Here is a 20019-nt window from a genome sequence, read left to right as displayed (position 1 = left end):
CCTGGTGCTGCGCGGGCGGGTGGTGACCCTGCGGCCGGCCACGGCCGCGGACGTGGCCGCCCTCGCCGAGATCCGGGAGCACCCGGAGGTGCGGCGCTGGTGGCGCGGCGGGGCCGACCTCGCCGCCGCGGTGCGCGCCGACCTCGCCGACGACGACCTGACGCTCTACGCGGTCGAGCACTCCGGTCGGGTCGTCGGCGCGATCCAGTGGTACGCCGAGGAGGACCCGGACTACCGCCACGCGAGCATCGACATCTTCCTCGACCCGCAGGTACGCGGCGCCGGGCTCGGCGGGGACGCCATCCGCACGCTGGTCCGGCACCTGATCGACGTCCACGGCCACCACCGCTTCACGATCGATCCGGCGGCGGCGAACACGGCCGCGATCCGCGCGTACGCGAAGGTGGGTTTCCGGCCGGTCGGCGTGCTGCGCCGGTACGAGCGCGGCGAGGACGGCCGCTGGCACGACGGTCTCCTGATGGACCTGCTCGCCGACGAACTCGCCGACTGATCCGTCCGACCGGTCAGCCGTCCCACACCAGGTCGCCGTCGTCGAGCCGCCGGGCGCCGGCCGACGGCCGGTGCGGGCTGAGCCGGCCGTCGGGCATCAGGTGGGTCACCGGCCGGCCGTGGCCGAGTGCCGCGACGTCGGCGATCAGCCGCCGGTGGCACCGCCACCACACGCTCTCGCTGCACATCACCGCCGTGGTGCGGGTCGCCGCCTCGGCGAGCACCCCGGCCAGGGCGGCCCGGAACTCCGGGGTACGGGTGTACGCCGCGTACGCGCGGAACGCCGCGACGGTCCACCAGGTGTCCGGTTCGGGTGTGCCGGCCGGGGTCTGCCGCCGCCCGCCGAGCCGCTGCTCCCAGCGGTAGTCGATGCCCGCCGCCGGCAGCCAGCGTTCCAGCTCCTCGCGGCGGACGTCCGGATTGGTGCGGCTGCCGGGGAACCGGCGCACATCCACGACCAGGTCGATCCGCGCCCCGGTGAGCGACTCGCCGAGCCGCTCCCGGTCCGCCGGCCCGTGCCCCACCGTCACCAACGCCCGCTCCACCCCCGCATCCTTTCGCCAGCTGCCAAGATCCGCACAACTTCGGGGATGTTGCTGCCTCGGCTCGCGTCGAGGCAGCAGTTTCCCCGAAGTTGCGGGTTCCCCCGAAGTTGCGCGGACCCGGCGGCGGTCAGGACACCGTGCAGGCCACGCCGTTCAGGGTGAACGTCGTGGGCTTCGGGTTCTGGCCGGTGTGGGTGCCGTTGAAGCCGATGCTCGTCGACGCCCCCGGCGCCAGCACCCCGTTGTAGGAGAGGTTGGTGGCGGTCACCGCCGTCCCGGTCTGGCGGAACGTCGCCGACCAGCCCTGCCCGACCTGTTGGCCGGTCAGCGGGAAGGCGAACGCCAGCGTCCAGCCGTTGACGGTGGCCGTACCGGTGTTGGTGATCGTGATGGCGGCGGTGAAGCCGGTGCTCCAGTCGTTGGTCGCGTACCCGATCCGGCAGGCGCCGGCGACCGGCGGGTCGGCGGTGGTGACGGTGACCGGCGCCGACGCCGCCGACGTGTTGCCGGCCGCGTCCACCGCGACGACGTAGAAGGTGTACGACGTGGCGGCGGTCAGCCCGGTCACCGCGAGCGTGGTCGCGGTGGGCGAGCCGACGAGCAGGTCACTGGCCCCGTTCTCCCGGTAGACCCGGTAGCCGGTGACGCCGGTGTTGTCGGTCGACGCCGCCCAGCTCAGCGTCAGCCCCGTGGCGGTGACCGCCGAGGCGGCCGGGGTGCCCGGCGCGGTCGGTGGGGTGGTGTCGGGGACCGACGGGGCGGCGGTGCTGACGGTGACCGGCGCCGACGCCGCGGACCGGTTGCCGGCCGCGTCCTTCGCCACCACGTAGAAGGCGTACGACGTGGCCGGGGTCAGGCCGGTCACCGCGAGGCTGGTCGTGGCGGACGAGCCGACGAGGACGTCGGTGGCCCCGGCCTCCCGGTAGACGTCGTACCCGGTGACGCCGACGTTGTCGGTCGACGCCGCCCAGCTCAGCGTCACCCCGGTCGCGGTGACCGCCGAGGCGGCCGGTGTGCCGGGTGCGGTCGGCGGCACCGTGTCCGGCGTGGGCGGGGCCGGCTCGCTGCCCCAGACCCGCTGCCCGCCGGCGTAGAGCGGCACGTTCGGGTTGGGTCCGGCGACGGTGCTGTACGAGGGGTCGTCGGTCGGGTCCCAGGTGCCGCCCTCCGGCACGCCGACCTTGAACTGCACCTCCATCCGGTGCTGCGACTGCCCGGCCGGGGCGATGGTGTGTCCGGTGCAGTCGACCTCGACGTACCAGAGGTCGCCGGAGACCTGGCGGGCCGTGGACGGTGCCGGGCAGCCCTGCGTGTAGCCGGGGGTGACCTGCACCGGGCCGGGGCCGTCGGTGCGGAAGTAGTACCGGAAGCGCCCGTCGGTCAGGGCCCGGGCCGGGAAGGCCGACCGGTTGTAGACCATCACCCTCAGGCCGGTGGCCCGCGGCTCGGCCTGCATCACCGTGGTCTCCACGGTCAGCTCGTCCCGGTCCGGGGTCTCCGCCCGTGGGAAGCCGGCCAGCGGCGTGCCGCCGTACTTGGCGACGAGGGCGGCCAGGGCCGAGGTGAAGCCGGCGTTGTAGTCGGTGGCCACCTCGTTCATCACGTAGTCGGCCCGGCTGTCGGTGTACGCGTCGTTGGGCGACGACGGCCCGCCGACCAGTGCGCCGTAGAGCACGTGCCGGGTCTCCTCCGGCACCTGCTGGCTGTCCCACCAGGAGCCGTGCGCCGTGCGGTGGTGCGGGTTCTTCGGCGGGTTGGCGCCGAACCCGATCACGTAGCTGGAGTTGCGCGGGTTGTCGCCGAGCGCGTAGTTGATCTGGCGCACCGCGAAGTCGTGGTAGCGGGCCTTGCGGGTGGCGTCGGTGACGTGGTCGGCGTAGAGCAACGCGGCGAAGCTGGTGTTGGCGGCGTAGCGCAGCGCGCCCCACGAGTCGAGGACGGCCATCCCGCCCGGCGAGTACGGCACCCGCTGCCCGTCGACGCCGACCGTCCAGTAGTCGAGCCACCGGTTGGCGTCCTCGACGTACTTCTGCTTCCCGGTCAGCCGGGCCAGCAGCACGTACGCGCCGAACTGCTTGTTGTCCCACGCGATCGTCCACTTGTAGGACCGCGTGGTGGACTGGTTCTCGGTGCCGAGCCGGTCGTACTCGCTCTCGGCCTTGGCCAGGTAGGCCGCGTCACCGGTGGCCCGGTAGAGCCAGATCGCGCCCCAGACCAGCTCGTCCTGCCAGCCGCTCCACGAGCGGTAGAAGCTCGTCGCGTCGGTGATGCACTCGTGGTAGGCCTTCCGCACCGTGTCGGCGAACGTGTAGAGCTGCCGCGCGTGGGTCAGCAGCTTGTCCGCGTACGCCGCGTCGGTCGGCCGGAAGACCATCGACGACGCGGCCATCGCGGCGGCGGTCTCCCCCGCCAGGTCCGCGCCGCCACAGCTCGCGTCGATCCGGTACGCGGGCCGCGCCATCGGCAGCACCTCGGCCGGCCCCCACCACCGGTGGTCGTCGTCGCCCTTGCCGACCTGTCCGTAGAGGACGTTGGGCGCCGGGTGCGCCTTGACGAACCAGTCGTTGACCCAGCGCAGGTTGTTGAGCAGGTGCGGCAGCTGGCCGGAGGCGACGTATCCGTCCCGGTACTCGACCGCGCCCCACGCCAACATCGTGGTGGTGAACGCCATCGGGAAGCCGAACTTGACGTGGTCGCCGGCGTCGTACCAGCCGCCGGTGAGGTCGAGCCCGACGTCGGCGCCGTCGGTGAGCGCCGAGTCGCCGCGCCAGGAGACGCGGTTCCAGGCCGGCTTCCGGCCGGAGACCTGCGCCTCGTAGAAGAAGAGTGACTTCTGCAGCGCCTCGGCGTAGTTGAACGCGGGTGCGGCGTCGGCGGCCTGGGGATGCGCGGCCGGCGCGCCGACCCCGAGGGTGAGGCCGGTGGCGAGGGCCGCGGCCGCGGCGAGCAGGCGCCGTGGCCAGGGCTGGTCGCCCCGGCAGCGGCGGCTGGGGTACGGCATGAGCTACTCCTGTCGGGTGGCGAGCCGGCGACCGGGAACCCCGACCGTCGGCGGTCCCGGCCGCCGACGCTGGTGGTGGGTGGAGACCACGGGCCGGGAGCGCTCCCATGGATGTTCGACAATGTAATCTCCGCGTCGCCCGATTGTGAAGAGCACGGCGCGCCGGCCGTGCCGCAGCGTCGCACGAGCAGATCTCGTTACATCGACACGCCTGCGGAGCGTGACGAGCTTGCCCGCCGTGCCGGATCGAACCAGCAGGTCAGCCGAGGTCGAGCCGATCGCCTGATGTCGCCCACAGTGACCGTTCCGCGATCATGCCTTGACCCTCGACCCGTTCCCGGAGGAATCCTCATGCAACAGCGTCGGCGCGTGGCGCGCGCGGCCGTTTCCGGTGCCGCCGCCGCGGCCTGCCTCACCCTCGCAGCGCCCGCCTGGGCGTCGAGCACCGTCCCGCTGCACCCCGCCCACGAGGGCTCGACCGCCGCCGGCTTCCAGCAGGAGTGCGACGACGAGCGGTTCGACAACCTGCCGGCCGGCTACGACGGCTGGCACTTCGTCCTGCCGGGCGGCAACGCGTCGGGCAGCTTCGAGACGCTGACCCTCACCTTCGACGACGGCGACGAGGACGTCACCATCGCGGTGCCGGACGGGACCGACGCCTACCCCGACGCGCTCCACTCGGCCGGCGGCCGCCTCATCCACGCCTACGTGTTCACCCCGGCCGGATGGACGCTGGTGGACGGCACCGCCACCATCACCGGCACGGCCGACAGGTTCAACCTGAGCCACACCTGCGCCGGCGACGACACCCCGGGCACGCCGACCCCGACGCCGACGACGCCGGAGGAGACGCCGACCCCCACCACCTCGGGCGAGACGCCGACCCCGACGACGCCGGGCGAGACCCCGTCCACGCCGGGCGAGTCCCCGTCCACGCCGGGCGAGTCGGTCGGCCCGTCCACCGGCGGTGGTGGCGGCGGGGAGGACGACGGCAGCCTGCCGCTGACCGGCGTCGCCGGAACGTCCATCGTGCTGACCGGCCTCGCGCTGATCGGCGGCGGCGTGGCGCTCACCGTGCTGCGCCGGCGCCGCGACAACGTCACCTTCACCAGCTGACCCGCGGCACCACCCGACCGGCCGCCGGATTCCCGGCGGCCGGTCGTCGTTTCTCGAGCTGTCGTCGAGGACCGGAGGCGAAGATCACACCCGGACGTCGATCCGGCCGGCGGGCCCGGTCGTACTGACCGGTAACCCGGCCGACGACGCCCGGAGATTCATCACATAATCGATAGCTGTCGATGTTCTGGCGGCGTACGCCCAGCTCAGGACGATGGGCGGTGGCAGGTGCGGCACCGACAAGCCGGCCCGGAGCGGGCCTGGCGTCCTGACATACGAACGTACTGTTGCCGCCCCGGTTTTCGCCGGGCGACAGTACGCGACACCAGCGGTGCCGTCGACGCCGCCGCTCCCCGGACGACCCCTGAGGAGAACGCGATGGCTCTACGACTCGCCGACGGAACCGCCTGGTCCGACGTCCTCGCCCGCGCGCTGGCCGCCACCCCCGAGGCCTTCGGCGCCGAGGTCGACGGCGCTCCGACGCTGCACAACCTGATCGAGGGTGACTGGCACGCGGTCGGCTCGCCCGCCCCGGTACGCACGCCGGTCGACAACACCGTCCTGGCCAACCTGCCCCGGCTCGACGCGGCGAGCGCCCGTGCCGCGGTCGCGTACGCCGCCGCCGCGCACCGGGACTGGGCCGAGACCCCGCTCGCCGACCGGAAGGCCCGGGTCACCGACGCCCTGGACGCCCTCACCGCGCACCGCGACCTGCTCGCCCTCCTGCTGGTCTGGGAGATCGGCAAGCCGTGGCGGCTGGCCTGCGCCGACGTCGACCGGGCGCTGGACGGCGTCCGGTGGTACGTCGGCGAGATCGACCGGATGCTCGCCGACGGCCGCGACCCGCTGCCCGGGCCGGTCAGCAACATCGCGTCGTGGAACTACCCGATGAGCGTCCTCGTCCACGCCGAACTCGTCCAGCTGCTCGCCGGCAACGCGGTGATCGCCAAGACCCCGTCGCAGGGCGGCGCGGTCTGCCTGACCGTCGCGCACGCCCTGATGCGCCGCGCCGGCCTGCCCGCCACGCTGCTCTCCGGCAGCGGTGCGGAACTGTCCGAGGTGCTGGTCCGCGCTCCGGAGATCGGCGCGGTGGCGTTCGTCGGCGGCCGCTCCAACGGCGGCAAGGTCGCCGCCGCCCTGCTGGACACCGACAAGCGGCACTTCATCGAGCAGGAGGGCCTCAACGCGTGGGGCATCTGGGACTTCTCCCAGTGGGACCTGCTCGCCGGGCACCTGAAGAAGGGCTTCGAGTACGGCAAGCAGCGCTGCACCGCGTACCCGCGCTTCGTCGTGCAGCGGGACCTGGTGGACGCGTTCCTCGACATGTACCTGCCGGTGGTGCGGTCCGTCCGGTTCGGGCACCCGCTCGCGGTCGGCGCCGACCACTCGGCCGGCGACCCGCTGCCCGAACTGGACTTCGGTCCCCTGATCAGCGCCGCCAAGGCCGACGAGCTGCGCCGCAAGGTGGACGAGGCGGTCCGCGGCGGCGCCGTTCCGCTGTACCGGGGCCGGCTCGACGGCGCGCCGTTCCTCGACGGACAGGACACGTCGGCGTACGTGGCGCCGTCGGTGCTGCTCGCCCCGCCCGGACGGTCCCGGTTGATGCACGCCGAGCCGTTCGGCCCGGTCGACACCATCGTGGTGGTCGACACCACCGACGAGCTGCTCGCCGCCATGAACGCCTCCAACGGCGCCCTGGTCGCCTCGCTCGCCTGCGACGACGAGGAACTCGCCGGCAAGCTGGCCGTCGACCTGCAGGCCTTCAAGGTCGGCATCAACAAGCCGCGCTCGCGGGGCGACCGGGAGGAGCCGTTCGGCGGCCGGGGCGCCTCCTGGAAGGGCGCCTTCGTCGGCGGCGACCTGCTGGTGCACGCGGTCACCGTCGGCGGCGACGATCGCCTCTACGGCAACTTCCCGGACTACAGCAGCTACCCCACCACCTGAGAACGGAAGGGCCCCTTCTTGCCACCCCAGGTATCGGAAGGGGCCCTCTCAACAGCCACTACACCCGCGCGCGCTCGCCGGTCAGCGGCACCGTCACCGTGACCAGCGCGCCGTCCCGGTCCACCGCCGACGGCCGGCTCAACCGGCGGGCGGTACGCAGCATCGGCGCGTTCTCCGCCTGCGTGTGCAGGACCAGCGCGGCATACCCGGCCCGCTCGGCGTGCCGGACCAGCCGACGCAGCAGCGCCGACCCGAGCCCCCGCCGCTGCCAGTCGTCGCGCACCAGCAGCGCCGCCTCGGCCTGCTCCCCCTCGGCGAGCAGGTTGGCCATCGCCACCACCGGCTCGGCGGACCCGGCGGACCCGGTGGTCGCGGCGAGCAGGGTGACGCCCCGGGCCGGTTCGAGCAGCCGGCGCAGCCGCCCGGGCGGGGGCACCGCCGCCCCGCCCAGGTACCGGCGGTACCGGGTCCGCGTCGAGCACCGTTCGTGCAGCTCGACCACGCCCGGCAGGTCGGCGCCGGTCGCCGGGCGTACGCCCAGCTCGGAGCCGTCGGGCAGGACCAGGGTGACCTGCTCGGCGGCCCGGCGCGCGGCGGCGGCCCCGAGCTCGACCAGGGCCTGGGCCCGGGCGTACTCGGCCGGGGTGAACCCGGGGGCGGCCCGCCGCAGGTCGTACGACCCGCCGCCCGGGTCGGCCAGCACCATGCTGGTCGCCGTGATCCCGGCGCGGGGGCCGGCCGGCGTCGGCCGCCAGGTGACCGAGTCCGCGCCGAGCAGGGTGCGCAGCGCCTCCCCGGTCAGGTCCGGATCCCGGACCAGACGGCCGGCGAGACCGAGCACGCGGGTGGGCTGGTCGGCCAGTCCCCGCGCCTCGCTGCGCGCCACCCAGCAGTCGCGGCCCCGCCCCCGCTCGACGGCGGCGACGAGGTCGGCCTCGTCGATGGTGTCCGGGGCGTCGACGAGGAAGTCGTCGACCGCGCCCCGCTCCGTGGTGTGCACCTGCACGGTGAGGATATTGACCCCACGTAGGGCCAGGCTCGCCGTGAGCACCGACAGGTAACCCGGCCGGTCGTCCACGGTGGCCCGGATCCGCCACAGCGTCATGGTTCGCTCCCTTCCCCGGTACGACCCTCGCCGCCCGCTGTTGCGGGCCGGTTGCCCCGGGGTGACGGGTCGGGATTCGCCGCTGCGGTCTGCGCCACAGTCGCCGTCAACCGGCCGCCGGCGGCGCGCCGACCAGGTCGAGCCGGTCGCCGAGGATCACGGCGCTGGCCCGGACCAGCTGCGCGAGCCGGTCCACCTCGGTGGTGTGGAACGCCGCCGCGGACAGCGGCGCGGTGTCCTCCCGGGCGACGACCAGCACCAGGCCGGCCCGGCCGAACGGCGCGACCGCGAAGTGGCCGCCGTCGGGCGCGCTCATCGCCCGGGCGCGCAGCGGCGTCACGTCCGGCAACCGCGGGGGGACGGGCGTGCGCCAGCTCGCGTGCCCGACCGTCGCCTCGCTGCCGGCGCCGGTCCGGGCGGCCCAGTCGACCGGCACCACGGCCGCGACCGCCCAGTCCGCGGCGAGCAGCCCGGGCACCGCGTCGACGAGGGTGGCCAGCCCCTCGGCCGGGTTCCCCGCGACCTGGGCCAGCAGCTCCGCGTCCTGGCCGGTCGTGGTGGGCGCGCCGATCGCCCGCCACACGCCGTCGACCCGGACCCCCGGGATGGCCGCCAGGCCGGCCATCAGCCGCTCGACCCGGGCCGCCCCCGGCCAGACGACGGTGAAGTCGTCGACCGCCCGGCCGCCGAGCCGCTCCAGCACCACGACCTGCACGATGTCCGCCCCGGAGACGCCCAGCGTGCGCGCGACCTGGCCGAGGGTGCCCGGACGGTCCGGCAGGGTGACCCGAAGTCGCAACAGCATCGCAAACCTCCGCTCCGCGGGGCCGGCGCGGTGCGCCGGCAGGCTGTTGTCAGCCTGACCCACGACCGTTTCGCCCCTGTTGCGGCTGGATATCCCGGGGGCTAACTCCGACCTTGACAACAAAGCTGAGCTGCCATCAACTAGTCGGATGACCGAGCCGGCCGTCGACGTCCCCGCCCCGACCGACTCGCCGCGAGGGCTCGACCTGGGCCGGCTCGCCGCCTACCTGGCCACCCACCGCCCCGATCTCGCCGGCGGCGAGCTGCGCGCCCGCCTGATCGCCGGCGGCAAGTCCAACCTGACCTACCTGCTGCGCGTCGGGGAGCGCGAGGTGGTGCTGCGCCGGCCACCGCTCGGCCACGTGCTGGCCACGGCGCACGACATGGGCCGCGAGTTCCGGGTCATCTCGGCGCTCGCCCCCACCGACGTGCCGGTGCCGGAGGCGCTGCTGCACTGCCCGGACCCGGACGTGATCGGCGCGCCGTTCTACCTGATGGAACGCGTCCGCGGCGAGGTGTTCCGCACCCGGGGGCAGACCGATCCGCTCACCGCCGGGCAGCGGCGGGGGCTGGCGATGGCGATGATGGACACCCTCGCCGCCCTGCACACCGTCGACCCGGCGGCGGTCGGGCTGGCGGACTTCGGCCGCCCGGAGGGTTACCTCGCCCGCCAGGTCCGCCGCTGGGCCGGGCAGCTCGACCGCTCCCGCAGCCGGCCGCTGCCCGGCATCGACGAGCTGCGCGACCGGCTCGCCACCACCGTCCCGGAGGGCGCCAACGCCGGCCGGATCGTGCACGGCGACTACCGGCTGGACAACCTGCTCGCCACCGTCGACCCGGTCGCCGTCCGCGCGGTGCTCGACTGGGAGATGGCCACCCTCGGCGACCCCCTGGCCGACCTGGGCCTCCTGCTCACCTACTGGGACGTGCTGGGCGGCAGCGACGCCGCCGAGGGCAATCCGGTCGCCGACGGGCTGGGCCCGCGCGCCGGCTTCCCCACCGGTGCGGAGCTGATCGAGCGGTACGCCGGCCGCAGCGACGTCGACGTCGGTCCGCTGCACTGGCACGTGGCACTCGGGTGCTTCAAGCTCGCGGTGATCTGCGAGGGCATCCACTACCGGCACACGCAGGGGCAGACCCTCGGCGAGGGTTTCGACCGGATCGGCGACATGGTGGCGCCGCTCGTGGCGCACGGGCTCACCGCGGTGGAGGTTAAGTAGATGGATTTCGCGTACGACGAGCGCACCGAGCAGCTGCGGGCCGAGCTCACCGACTTCCTGGAGCAGCACGTCTACCCGGCCGAGCCGGTGCACGCCGAGCAGGTCGCGGCGGGCGATCCGTGGGCCCGCCCGCCGGTGATGGCGGAGCTGAAGGCGGAGGCCCGCAAGCGTGGCCTGTGGAACCTCTTCCTCCCCGACGCCCGCTACGGGGCCGGGCTGACCAACCTGCAGTACGCCCCGCTCGCCGAGTTGACCGGGCGCAGCCCGCACCTGGCGCCGGAGGCCCTGAACTGCGCCGCGCCGGACACCGGCAACATGGAGCTGCTCGCCGAGTTCGGTTCCGAGGCGCAGCGGGAGCGGTGGCTGCGCCCGCTGCTGGAGGGCGAGATCCGGTCCGCGTTCTGCATGACCGAGCCGGACGTCGCCTCCTCCGACGCGACCAACATCGCCACCCGGATCACCCGGGACGGTGACGAGTACGTCATCAACGGCCGCAAGTGGTGGTCGTCCGGGGCGATGGATCCCGCCTGCGAGATCTTCATCGTGATGGGCAAGACCGACCCGTCGGCCGACCGCCACCGGCAGCAGAGCATGATCCTGGTCCCCCGGGACACACCCGGCGTGACGGTACGCCGGGGCATGCACGTCTTCGGCTACAGCGACGGCGCGCACGGCGGGCACGCCGAGATCGACTTCACGGACGTCCGGGTGCCGGCGGAGAACCTGGTCGGCACCGAGGGCGCCGGCTTCGCCATCGCGCAGGCGCGGCTCGGCCCCGGCCGGATCCACCACTGCATGCGGCTGATCGGCATGGCCGAGCGGGCGCTGGAGCTGCTGTGCCGCCGCGCCGCCGCCCGGGTGGCGTTCGGCCGGCCACTCGCCGAGCAGGGCGTGGTGCGGGAGTGGATCGCCGAGTCCCGGGTCCGCATCGAGCAGGCCCGGCTGCTGGTGCTCAAGACCGCCTGGCTGATGGACACGGTCGGCAACAAGGGCGCACACACCGAGATCCAGGCCATCAAGATCGCGACGCCGGCGATGGCCGAGTGGGTGATCGACAAGGCGATCCAGGCGTACGGCGGCGCGGGCGTCAGCCAGGACACCCCGCTCGCGGCCCTCTGGTCCCAGGCCCGCACGCTGCGCCTCGCCGACGGCCCGGACGAGGTCCACCGGTCGTCCCTGGCCAAGCGCGAACTTCGCCGGTGGGCCGCGCCCGCCTGACGGCCGGCCCACTTCCGCATCCCACCGCGTCCCGCCCCACTCGTCGCGCCCTGCCCCGTCGCGCCCTGCCCCGTCGCGCCCTGCCCCGTCGCGCCCTGCCCCGTCGCGCCTCGCTGACCGCCGTCCGGGCGAAGGTGTCGCCTCGGCCCCTTTGCTCTGCTTCAACCGGCGCACTGGATTGCCCCCGAAACCGTTGCGTGGGGTGAAGCAGAGCAAAGGCGGCGGCCCAGGCACCGGGAGCTGGGCGGATACGCCGGCGGGGTCAGGTGCTGGCGCGTTCGACCAGTTGGGTGTCCAGGAGGAGGTGGGGCGTGCCGGGGTCCTCGCCGCGGATGCGCGACACCAGCAACCGGGCCATCTGCCGGCCCATCTCCTCGACCGGCTGGAAGACCGTGGTCAGCGGCGGGTCCGCCTGCCGGGCGACCGGAGCGTCGTCGAAGCCGATCACCGCGACGTCCTCGGGCACCCGCCGGCCGGCCTCCCGGAGCGTACGCAGGGCGCCGAACGCCATCAGGTCGGACGCGACGAAGACGGCGTCCAGGTCGGGGCAGACCTCCAGCAGCCGGCGCATCGCGGCGGCACCGCTGCCCTCGCTGAAGTCCCCGTACCCGATCAGGTCCGGGTTGACCCCGCCCAGCGCGGCGGCGACCGCCTCCTTGTAGCCGGTCAACCGGGCCAGGCCAGCGCCCATGTCCTGCGGGCCGGCGATGGTGGCGATCCGCCGCCGCCCCCGCCCGACCAGGTGCTCGACCGCGTGCCGGGCGCCGCCGACGTTGTCCACGTCGACGAAGCAGGCGGGCTGCGCGCCGGGCTGCAGCATCCGCGCCGGCCGACCGCCGAGCACCGTGGGCAGGCCGCGCTCCTCGAGCAGCGTGGGCAGCGGGTCGGCGTCGTGCAGGGACAGCAGCAGGACGCCGTCGACGTGCTGGTTGGTCAGGTGGTGCTCGACCCGCTCCCGCTCGATCGGCGACTGGACCATGGCCAACCACAGTTGCAGCGGGGTCTCCAGCAGTCCGGAGCTGACGCCCCGGACGATGCCGGCGAAGAACGGCTCGGTGAACACCCGGTCGCCGGACTCGGACACGACCAGGGCCACCGAGTCGGTCCGCTGGGTGACCAGGGCGCGGGCGGCCCGGTTCGGCACGTACCCGAGCTCGGCGATCGCCTGCTGCACCGCGGCCCGGGCCTCCGGACTGACCTGCGGCGAGCCGTTGACGACGCGGGATACCGTGCCGCGACCGACGCCGGCGCGCGCGGCGACCGCGTCAAGGGTCGGGCGCCCGAGCGACCGGGTGCGCTGCGTTGTCATCTCTGCTCCTCCGACGTCGGGTGGTCCCGGTGCCGCCACCCGAGGTGGCACCGGGACCGCCCGGTTGGCTGGCCCGAGCCTATTGTGCGGCCAGACCGTTGCGTCGGATCACCTCGGCGTACCACCTGGCGCTGGACTTGGGGATGCGGGCCTGGCTGTCGTAGTCGACGTAGACCATCCCGAACCGCTTGGTGTAGCCCCAGGCCCACTCGAAATTATCCAACAGTGACCAGGCGAAGTAGCCCCGCAGCGGTACGCCCGCGCTGATCGCCTCGTGGGCGGCGCGCAGGTGCGCGTCGAAGTACGCGAGCCGGTCCGGGTCGTCCACCTGACCGTTGACGACCGCGTCGACGAAGGCCGAGCCGTTCTCGGTGACGTACAGCGGCAGGTCGGTGTACTCCTCGTGCACCCGCCGCAGCGTCTCCACCAGGCCGGGAGCGTCGATCTCCCAGTCCATGTCGGTCACCGGGACACCGCGGGTGACGAAGCGGACGTCCTCGCTGCCCGGCCAGCTGGACGGCGCCCGCCAGTACGCCTCCGGCTGCTCGCCGGGGACCGGCGCGGCCACCACGTGCCGGCTGTAGTAGTTGACGCCGACCAGGTCCAGCGGAGCCGCGATGGTGGCCAGGTCCCCGTCGCGGACGTGCCCGAAGTCGGTGACCGCCGCGAGGTCGGCCATCAGGTCCGCCGGGTACGACCCGCGCAGCAGCGGGTCGAGGAAGAACCGGTTGGCCAGCGCGTCGATGCGCCGCGCGGCCTCGGCGTCGCCGGGCGAGTCGGTGGCCGGGGTGACCGGGTAGAGGTTGACTGTCACCCCGACCTCGACGTCCGGGCGGGCCGCCCGCAGCGCCTGCACGGCGAGCCCGTGACCGAGCATCAGATGGTGCCCGGCCCGCACGGCGTCGGCGGGGTCGGAACGGCCGGGTGCGTGCACGCCCGACCCGTAACCGAGGAACGCCGAGCACCACGGCTCGTTGAGCGTGGTCCAGTACCGCACCCGGTCCCCGAGCGCGTCGGCGACCAGGGCGGTGTACTCGGCGAACCGGGCGGCGGTGTCGCGGGCCGGCCAGCCGCCCGCATCCTCCAGCGACTGTGGCAGGTCCCAGTGGTAGAGGGTCAGCCACGGCTCGATGCCGTGCGCCTGCAGCTTGTCCACCAGCCGCCGGTAGAAGTCCAGGCCCTCCTGGTTCGCCGGGCCGGTGCCGCCGGGCTGCACGCGGGGCCAGGAGACCGAGAAGCGGTACGACTTCAGTCCCAGCTCGGCCATCAGGGCGACGTCCGGGTCGAGCCGGTGGTAGTGGTCGCAGGCCACGTCGCCGGTGTGCCCGGCCACCACCCGCCCCGGGGTGTGGCTGAAGGTGTCCCAGATCGACGGCGTCCGGCCGCCCTCGGTCGCCGCGCCCTCGATCTGGTATGCCGCGGTCGCGGCGCCCCAGAGGAAGCCGGGCGGGAAGACGAGCGGCGGACGCTCGGCGAGGACGCCGACGGCGGGTGGACTCGCGGGGTTGCTCACGACTTGACGGCACCTTCCATGATCCCGCCTATGATCTGGCGGCCGAACAGGATGAACACGATCACCAGCGGCAGAGTGCCGATCGCGGTGGCCGCGAAGACCTGCGAGTAGTCGGTGTAGTAGGCGTACGAGAGGAAGGAGAGCGAGACCTGCAGGGTCGGGTTCTCCGGGGTGAGCACCGCGTACGGCCAGAGGAACGAGTTCCAGGTCTCCATGAAGGTGAGCAGGCCGAGCACGGCCGCGGCCGGACGCAGCGCGGGGAGCACGATGTTCCAGTAGATCCGGAAGGTGCTGGCCCCGTCGACCCGGCCGGCCTCGATCAGCTCGTCAGAGATGGCCTGGCTGGCGTACTGCCGCATCATGAACACGCCGAAGGCGGTGACCAGAAACGGCACGGTGACCGCGTAGAGCGTGTCGTACCAGTCCAGCGACTGCATCATCCCCCAGAGCGGGATGAGCCCCATCTGGGTCGGGATCATCATCGTCACGATGATCGACAGCAGCAGGACGTTCTGGCCCTTGAAGCGCAGCTTCGCGAAGGCGAACCCGGCCAGCGAGCCGGTGAGCACCACCGAGACGGTGACCACCGACGAGACGATGATCGAGTTCATCATGCCGGTCAGGAAGTTGGCGGCGTCGTTGTCGAGCACCCGGCCGAAGTTGTCGCCGAACGCCTCGCCGGGGGTCAGCGGGGGCGGCACGTCGTTGATCGAGTCCAGGCTGCGGGTGCCGATCACCACCATGTAGTAGAAGGGGTAGATCGACATCAGGGCGGCCAGGACGAGCGCCAGGTAGGTCAGCGGGCTGGTGCGCCACAGTCGCTGGGAAGCTGAGATCACCGGTCTCTCCTCACTTGGCCGAGCGGCGGACGAGGACGAAGTTCACCAGCGACATCAGCACGATGATCATGAAGATCGCCCAGGCGACCGCGGCTCCGTAACCGGCGCTGTTGAGGTTCACGATGCCCATCTCGTACATGTACATGGCCAGCGTCTGGAACTGTCGCTGGTCACCGCCGATGATGTTGCCGTTGGCGAACAGCAGCGGCTCGGTGAACAGCTGCATCCCGCCGATCGTGGAGAGGATGACCACGAAGATGAAGGTGGGCTTGAGCATGGGCAGGGTGATCTGCCAGAACTGCCGCCACTGACCGGCGCCGTCGATCGCGGCCGCCTCGTACAGGTCCTTGGGGATGGCCTGCATGCCGGCGAGCAGGATCAGGGTGTTGTACCCGGTCCAGCGCCAGTTGACCATGGTGGCGAGCGCCGTCCACGAACTCCACCGGCTTCCGTCCCAGTCGATCTGGTCGATGCCGACGAAGCTGAGCAACCAGTTGAACAGGCCGAACTCCCGCTGGTACAGCATGCCGAAGACGATGGCGACCGCCGCCACCGACACGACGTTCGGGACGAAGATGGCCATCCGGAAGAAGGTCTTCGCCCGCAGGAAGGCGCGGTTGAGCAGGTTCGCCAGGAAGAGCGCCAACAGCAGTTGCGGGATGGTCGACAGGAGGAAGATCCCGAACGTGTTGACCAGCGCGTTCCAGAAGTACTCGTCGGAGAAGAGCCGGGTGTAGTTGTCGATCCCGATGAACGAGTGGTCGCCGATCATGTCCCAGTCGTGCAGTGACATCCAGGCGGTGCGCAGCATCGGGTACAGCCCGAAGACGCCGAAGATCAGGAAGAACGGCGCTATGTAGAGGTACGGCGAGAACGTGAGATCCAGGCGGTTGAGGCGGTGACCCCGGCGGCGGCGGTGTGTTGCGCGGGGTGGCGGTGCTGGTGGCGACGGCGGCGCCGTCATGGCCGAGAGGCTCATCGCAGGAGGTCCTTTCCCGGCGGCGACGCGAGCGCGGGCCGGCGCGCCGGCGGTGATACGAGGTACGGAAGCCGCTGGTGGCGCCCGGGCGGCTGGACCCGGACGCCACCGTCGCGACGTGCTGGAATCAGAAGGCGCCCTGCGTCTCGGCGTCCTTCGTGAACTGCTCCCAGGCCTTCTCCTTGCTGGCCCGCCCGTTCTCGAACGACCGCAGCGCCGGCTCGAACGCGTTCTCCTTCACCGCCTGGTGCTTCGGGCCCAGGTGGATCGGCTCGATCTTGCTGACGCTCTCCCCGAAGATCTTGCCGGTCGGGGCGTTGCTGAAGTACTCGTTGGTGTAGTTGAGGAAGGCCTCGTTCTTCAGCGCCTCCAGGTTGGTGGGCAGCGGGCCCTTGGCCTTGAAGGCCTCCACCTGGCTGGTCGCGTTGGTCAGGAACTCGGCGAGCTTCGCGGCCTCCTTCTTGTACTTGCTCTGCTCCGGCACGGCCAGCCACGAGCCGCCCCAGTTGCCGCCGCCACCCGGCACGGCCGCCACGTCCCACTTGCCCTTGTTGGCCGCACCGGAGTTCTCTGAGACGATGCCGAGCATCCAGGACGGGCAGAAGGTGGCGGCGAAGGTGCCCTGCTTGAAGCCGCCGTTCCACTCCGGCGACCAGGTCTGCGCCTTGGCGGAGATGTCCGCCATCGAGGTGGCGGTGTCCCACGCGGTCCGCACCGCGGGGCTGGTGCCCGCGATGATGTTGTTCTCCTTGTCGTAGAACAGATCGGCGCCCTGCTGGAAGAGCACCGCGTTGGAGACGGCGGTGATCGAGTCGATGAACCCCTTGCCGCTGGCCTGCTGGTACTTGCGGCCGGTCTCGTGGAAGCCGGCCCAGTCCGGCCAGAGCGCCGACACCTGGTCCCGCTCGGTGGGCAGGCCGGCCGCCTGGAACAGGTCCTTGCGGTAGCAGACGGCGAGGCTGCCGACGTCGGTCGGCAGGCCCATCAGCCGCCCGTCCGGGGCCTTGCCCAGCTCCCACTTCCAGGGTAGGTACTCCTTGGAGTGGTCGTCGATCAACGGGGTCAGGTCGGCCCAGTTGCGCGGGTTCGCCTTGAACTCGTTGAGGATGCCCTCCTCCAGGGCGGTCACGTCGGCCGCGCCCGTGCCGGTGGCGAGGTAACGGACCAGCTTGGGCCGGTACTCCCGCAGCTGTGCGGTCTTTCGCAGCTCGATCTTGATGCCGGTGTCCTTCTCGTACTGCTTGACGAGCTCGTCGTAGCCCATCTCGCCGAAGGTGTCGACGACCAGCTTGGCGGGCTTGCCGCCCTCGGCCGGTGTGTCGTCATCGTTCCCGCAGGCCGCGAGGCCGCCGACGGCGGTGATCGCGGCAACGGCGACGGCCGCCAGGCGGGAACGCCGCGTGGTGAGGCTCATCCTGACCCCTCTTCTCGGTGGTGAGGCTGTGTCGGGTGTGGTGGGGGGTGTCGCAGCTGCGCTGACCGGCGCCAGCGGTCCGGCGACGGCCTCCCGGGGACGTGCGGGTGATCCCCGTCACGCCCCTGGGAACGCTCCCATGCAGATTGCCGCCACGCATCGGAGGTGTCAATAGACCTATGGGAGCGTTCCCAGATCGTTACCGGTGAAGAGGTTTCATCCTGCCGGGATCGACGACCTGCATCGAAACGCTTCAGTACGCGGTGCCGCAGGTCCCGGCGCCACCTCCGGGGACGCGGTGACCCGGGGAGGCGAAACGGTTCAGCAGAACCGGCGCAGGAGCGTGCCGACCCGGCCGGCGTCGAAGGCCTCCGGATCGAAGCTGGGCCCGACCCAGTCCCGCAGCACGAAATGTTCGCCGTGCGTCGGGTCGGCCAGCGCGGCGAGCAGCGCCTGGTAGCCGGCCGGGCCGCCGACGTCCTCCGGCGGGCCCGCCCGTTCGCCGTCCAGGCAGGCCGGGTAGCGCTCGTCCGGGTCGGCGGTGAAGGCGTCCTCGACCAGCAGGTCGTGCTCCCACCAGTCGCCGAAGTCGTACGTGTAGTGGAAGCGGCTGCCCTTGCCGACCACCGCGTCGAGCCGCACGTCCAGCTCGTCGTGCAGGGACAGCTCCCCGTCGGGGTCGGGCTCCCCGTACTGCCGGCCGTCGATCTCGAACGAGTGCAGGTGACAGTCCCGCCACCCCATCGCGTGCTGCACCACCCGGTGCACGCGATCGAGGGTGTAGCCGCCCGGGACGAGCACCCGACGCCAGACCGGCGGCCGGACCCCGGTCAGGGAAATCCTCAGCTGGAAGATCTGTCGCGGCATGCTGTCCCATCCTCCCTCGGCATAGGCTGCGGGCATGATCTGCCGAGCGTGCCGGGCGAAGCGGCACGACGACTGTCGGGGTCGGAACTGGTGCGACTGCCAGCACCGTACCCCCCGACCGACCCCTCCGGTCACGGGTCCGGCGAGCGAGTGAGCGTCGGAATGCCGATTGCCGCGCTCTGGCCGGAGCCCGCCGCCGGTCCGCTCGACGATGCCGCGCTGACCGCGCTCTACGGCCGGCGCGACCGGCCCCACCTGCGGATGAACTTCGTGTCGAGCATCGACGGCGCGGTCGCCGTCGACGGCTACTCGGCCGGGCTCTCCGGCGAGCCGGACAAGCGGGTCTTCGGCCTGCTGCGGATGCTCTGCGACGGGCTCGTGGTGGCCGCCGGCACGCTGCGCCACGAGGGTTACGGGGCGGTCCGGCTCGACGAGCGGCGCCGGGGGTGGCGCCGCGCGCACGGCCTGGCCGAGTACCCGACGCTCGTCGTCGTCTCCGGCTCGCTCGACCTCGACCCGGCCCAGGCCGCCTTCGCCGACGCGCCGGTGCGCCCGGTCGTGCTCACCCGCGCCGACGCCACCGTCCCGGCCGGGCTGGCCGACGTGGCCGACGTGGTCGCGTGCGGTGCCGATCGGGTCGACCTCGCCACCGGCCTGGCCGAGCTGCGCCGCCGCGGGCTCGACCAACTGCTCTGCGAGGGCGGGCCGTACCTCTTCGGCGCGCTCACCGCCGCCGACCTGGTGGACGAGGTCTGTCTGACGGTCGCGCCCCTGCTCGCCGGCCCGGGCCCGGGCCGGATCACCGCTGGCGATCCCAGCCCGGTACGGCACCTGCCGCTGCGGCACGTGCTCGCCGCCACCGACGGCACGCTGATGCTCCGGTACTCCCGCGGGTGACCCCTCCCCACCGGGCACACCTGCACGGCCCAGTCGGGACCGGTCGGGCCGCCAGGCAGCAGGACGGGGCCCGGGTGTGCCCCACTCGTGAGCGGGACGCACCCAGGCCCCGTTCCCCTGTCGCCAGGGGCGCCCTCCGCAGGTCAGCGACGACCTAGCAGGGCTTCACCTTGTAGACCGGAAGCCAGCTGTAACTCGAGCTCGTCGAGAAGGGGACCGGGGTCGTGTAGTGCAGCTCGCCACTGCTGTTGTAGAAGCGTGCCCGAGTGCCCGTGGTCTGGTTGTTCGCCCACGATCCGTTGTACGCCCACGGCATGGTGTAGGTGCCGCAGTGGTACCAGTTCAGCTGGTCGCCGGTGAAGTTCGTACCACGGAAGGCACAGAACCAACCGTTCTTGTCGGCGAAGTAGCACGGGGAGTCGGCCGCCCCGATCCGGGCTTCGGTGCCGGCGGCGAGATCTCTGGCGCGAAGCTCGCCGGGAAGAGCGACGAGCAGTTCACCACCCGCGAAGGCGATCTTGTTCAACGCGACCTGCCGGCCGCCGACCTCTTTCAGGTAGCTGTCCACCTTGGCCTGGACCGCGGCGACCTCGGAAGCGGTCAGCCCTGCCGCATCAGCCTGGTGTGCGAACGGTTGGACGGCTGGCGCAGCGTGAGCCGCGCCGGCACCAATCAGTGTGGCGACGCTGGCGATGGTGGCCACCACCAACATTCGAATACGCATTCGACCTCCCCGTG

17 protein-coding genes are annotated in these 20019 nt (G+C 72.5%); 6 read left to right on the top strand and 11 right to left on the bottom strand.

The annotated features are described in order from the left end of the window. Window position 1 precedes the first annotated feature (1 nt). The gene (locus EV376_RS13425) at window positions 2-511 is read left to right on the top strand and encodes a GNAT family N-acetyltransferase (protein WP_486482895.1); all 510 of its coding nucleotides are present in this window, start codon (window positions 2-4) and stop codon (window positions 509-511) included. 13 nt (window positions 512-524) lie between these two features. Here the strand turns inward: EV376_RS13425 and EV376_RS13420 are convergent, their stop codons facing one another. Both EV376_RS13420 and EV376_RS13415 read right to left on the bottom strand, forming a co-directional pair. Then, the gene (locus EV376_RS13420) at window positions 525-1055 is read right to left on the bottom strand and encodes a DUF488 domain-containing protein (protein ID WP_130323205.1); all 531 of its coding nucleotides are present in this window, start codon (window positions 1053-1055) and stop codon (window positions 525-527) included. A gap of 127 nt (window positions 1056-1182) precedes the next feature. Continuing rightward, window positions 1183-4056: a glycoside hydrolase family 9 protein gene (locus EV376_RS13415; protein WP_130323203.1), complete on the bottom strand. Its 2874-nt coding sequence runs from the start codon at window positions 4054-4056 to the stop codon at window positions 1183-1185. 351 nt (window positions 4057-4407) lie between these two features. Between EV376_RS13415 and EV376_RS13410 the strand changes: the two genes are divergently transcribed. Together EV376_RS13410 and EV376_RS13405 are read left to right on the top strand one after the other, a co-directional pair. Next, window positions 4408-5172 carry an LPXTG cell wall anchor domain-containing protein gene (locus tag EV376_RS13410; protein ID WP_130323201.1) on the top strand — a complete coding sequence of 255 codons (765 nt, stop codon included), beginning with the start codon at window positions 4408-4410 and terminating at the stop codon, window positions 5170-5172. Between the two features lie 378 nt (window positions 5173-5550). Next, window positions 5551-7116 carry an aldehyde dehydrogenase family protein gene (locus EV376_RS13405; RefSeq protein ID WP_130323199.1) on the top strand — a complete coding sequence of 522 codons (1566 nt, stop codon included), beginning with the start codon at window positions 5551-5553 and terminating at the stop codon, window positions 7114-7116. 58 nt (window positions 7117-7174) lie between these two features. Here the strand turns inward: EV376_RS13405 and EV376_RS13400 are convergent, their stop codons facing one another. Both EV376_RS13400 and EV376_RS13395 read right to left on the bottom strand, forming a co-directional pair. Continuing rightward, window positions 7175-8221 carry a GNAT family N-acetyltransferase gene (locus EV376_RS13400; RefSeq protein WP_130323197.1) on the bottom strand — a complete coding sequence of 349 codons (1047 nt, stop codon included), beginning with the start codon at window positions 8219-8221 and terminating at the stop codon, window positions 7175-7177. Window positions 8222-8327: 106 nt separating this feature from the next. Beyond that, the gene (locus EV376_RS13395) at window positions 8328-9026 is read right to left on the bottom strand and encodes an ACT domain-containing protein (RefSeq protein WP_130323195.1); all 699 of its coding nucleotides are present in this window, start codon (window positions 9024-9026) and stop codon (window positions 8328-8330) included. 148 nt (window positions 9027-9174) lie between these two features. Between EV376_RS13395 and EV376_RS13390 the strand changes: the two genes are divergently transcribed. After that, window positions 9175-10245, top strand: coding sequence for a phosphotransferase family protein (locus tag EV376_RS13390; protein WP_130323193.1), 1071 nt, complete (start codon window positions 9175-9177; stop codon window positions 10243-10245). After that, the gene (locus EV376_RS13385) at window positions 10246-11463 is read left to right on the top strand and encodes an acyl-CoA dehydrogenase family protein (RefSeq protein ID WP_130323191.1); all 1218 of its coding nucleotides are present in this window, start codon (window positions 10246-10248) and stop codon (window positions 11461-11463) included. Window positions 11464-11725: 262 nt separating this feature from the next. On the opposite strand, the gene EV376_RS13375 is transcribed toward EV376_RS13385, so the two are convergent. The 6 genes from EV376_RS13375 to EV376_RS13350 form a co-directional block, all read right to left on the bottom strand. Continuing rightward, complete coding sequence (locus EV376_RS13375; protein WP_130323189.1) at window positions 11726-12772, bottom strand: LacI family DNA-binding transcriptional regulator; 1047 nt, start codon at window positions 12770-12772, stop codon at window positions 11726-11728. 79 nt (window positions 12773-12851) lie between these two features. Then, window positions 12852-14285 (bottom strand): GH1 family beta-glucosidase, encoded by a 1434-nt coding sequence (locus EV376_RS13370; RefSeq protein WP_130323187.1) that lies wholly within the window; start codon window positions 14283-14285, stop codon window positions 12852-12854. Further along, window positions 14282-15124 carry a carbohydrate ABC transporter permease gene (locus EV376_RS13365; RefSeq protein WP_130323185.1) on the bottom strand — a complete coding sequence of 281 codons (843 nt, stop codon included), beginning with the start codon at window positions 15122-15124 and terminating at the stop codon, window positions 14282-14284. Before EV376_RS13365 ends, EV376_RS13370 begins: the two co-directional genes overlap by 4 nt. A 10-nt stretch (window positions 15125-15134) precedes the next feature. Beyond that, window positions 15135-16103, bottom strand: coding sequence for a carbohydrate ABC transporter permease (locus EV376_RS13360; protein WP_130323183.1), 969 nt, complete (start codon window positions 16101-16103; stop codon window positions 15135-15137). A gap of 127 nt (window positions 16104-16230) precedes the next feature. After that, complete coding sequence (locus EV376_RS13355) at window positions 16231-17517, bottom strand: extracellular solute-binding protein (protein WP_130323181.1); 1287 nt, start codon at window positions 17515-17517, stop codon at window positions 16231-16233. Window positions 17518-17838: 321 nt separating this feature from the next. Then, entirely contained in the window at window positions 17839-18384 is a 546-nt protein-coding gene (locus EV376_RS13350) for a plasmid pRiA4b ORF-3 family protein (protein WP_130323179.1), read from the bottom strand. Between the two features lie 150 nt (window positions 18385-18534). On the opposite strand from EV376_RS13350, the gene EV376_RS13345 reads away from it, so the two are divergent. After that, window positions 18535-19281, top strand: a complete 747-nt coding sequence (locus EV376_RS13345; protein ID WP_130323177.1) for a pyrimidine reductase family protein — start codon at window positions 18535-18537, stop codon at window positions 19279-19281. A gap of 154 nt (window positions 19282-19435) precedes the next feature. On the opposite strand, the gene EV376_RS13340 is transcribed toward EV376_RS13345, so the two are convergent. Then, window positions 19436-19984: a hypothetical protein gene (locus tag EV376_RS13340; RefSeq protein ID WP_130323175.1), complete on the bottom strand. Its 549-nt coding sequence runs from the start codon at window positions 19982-19984 to the stop codon at window positions 19436-19438. Window positions 19985-20019: the final 35 nt, after the last annotated feature.

It is taken from the genome of Micromonospora sp. CNZ295 (assembly GCF_004217535.1).
This window is presented reverse-complemented; position numbering and strand designations above follow the sequence as displayed.

Bases quoted from the DNA above. Each gene is read 5' to 3' on its own strand.
- EV376_RS13415 (WP_130323203.1), bottom strand. From the start codon at position 4,056: ATGCCGTACCCCAGCCGCCGCTGCCGGGGCGACCAGCCCTGGCCACGG.
- EV376_RS13410 (WP_130323201.1), top strand. From the start codon at position 4,408: ATGCAACAGCGTCGGCGCGTGGCGCGCGCGGCCGTTTCCGGTGCCGCC.
- EV376_RS13405 (WP_130323199.1), top strand. From the start codon at position 5,551: ATGGCTCTACGACTCGCCGACGGAACCGCCTGGTCCGACGTCCTCGCC.
- EV376_RS13400 (WP_130323197.1), bottom strand. From the start codon at position 8,221: ATGACGCTGTGGCGGATCCGGGCCACCGTGGACGACCGGCCGGGTTAC.
- EV376_RS13395 (WP_130323195.1), bottom strand. From the start codon at position 9,026: ATGCTGTTGCGACTTCGGGTCACCCTGCCGGACCGTCCGGGCACCCTC.
- EV376_RS13390 (WP_130323193.1), top strand. From the start codon at position 9,175: ATGACCGAGCCGGCCGTCGACGTCCCCGCCCCGACCGACTCGCCGCGA.
- EV376_RS13385 (WP_130323191.1), top strand. From the start codon at position 10,246: ATGGATTTCGCGTACGACGAGCGCACCGAGCAGCTGCGGGCCGAGCTC.
- EV376_RS13375 (WP_130323189.1), bottom strand. From the start codon at position 12,772: ATGACAACGCAGCGCACCCGGTCGCTCGGGCGCCCGACCCTTGACGCG.
- EV376_RS13360 (WP_130323183.1), bottom strand. From the start codon at position 16,103: ATGAGCCTCTCGGCCATGACGGCGCCGCCGTCGCCACCAGCACCGCCA.
- EV376_RS13355 (WP_130323181.1), bottom strand. From the start codon at position 17,517: ATGAGCCTCACCACGCGGCGTTCCCGCCTGGCGGCCGTCGCCGTTGCC.
- EV376_RS13350 (WP_130323179.1), bottom strand. From the start codon at position 18,384: ATGCCGCGACAGATCTTCCAGCTGAGGATTTCCCTGACCGGGGTCCGG.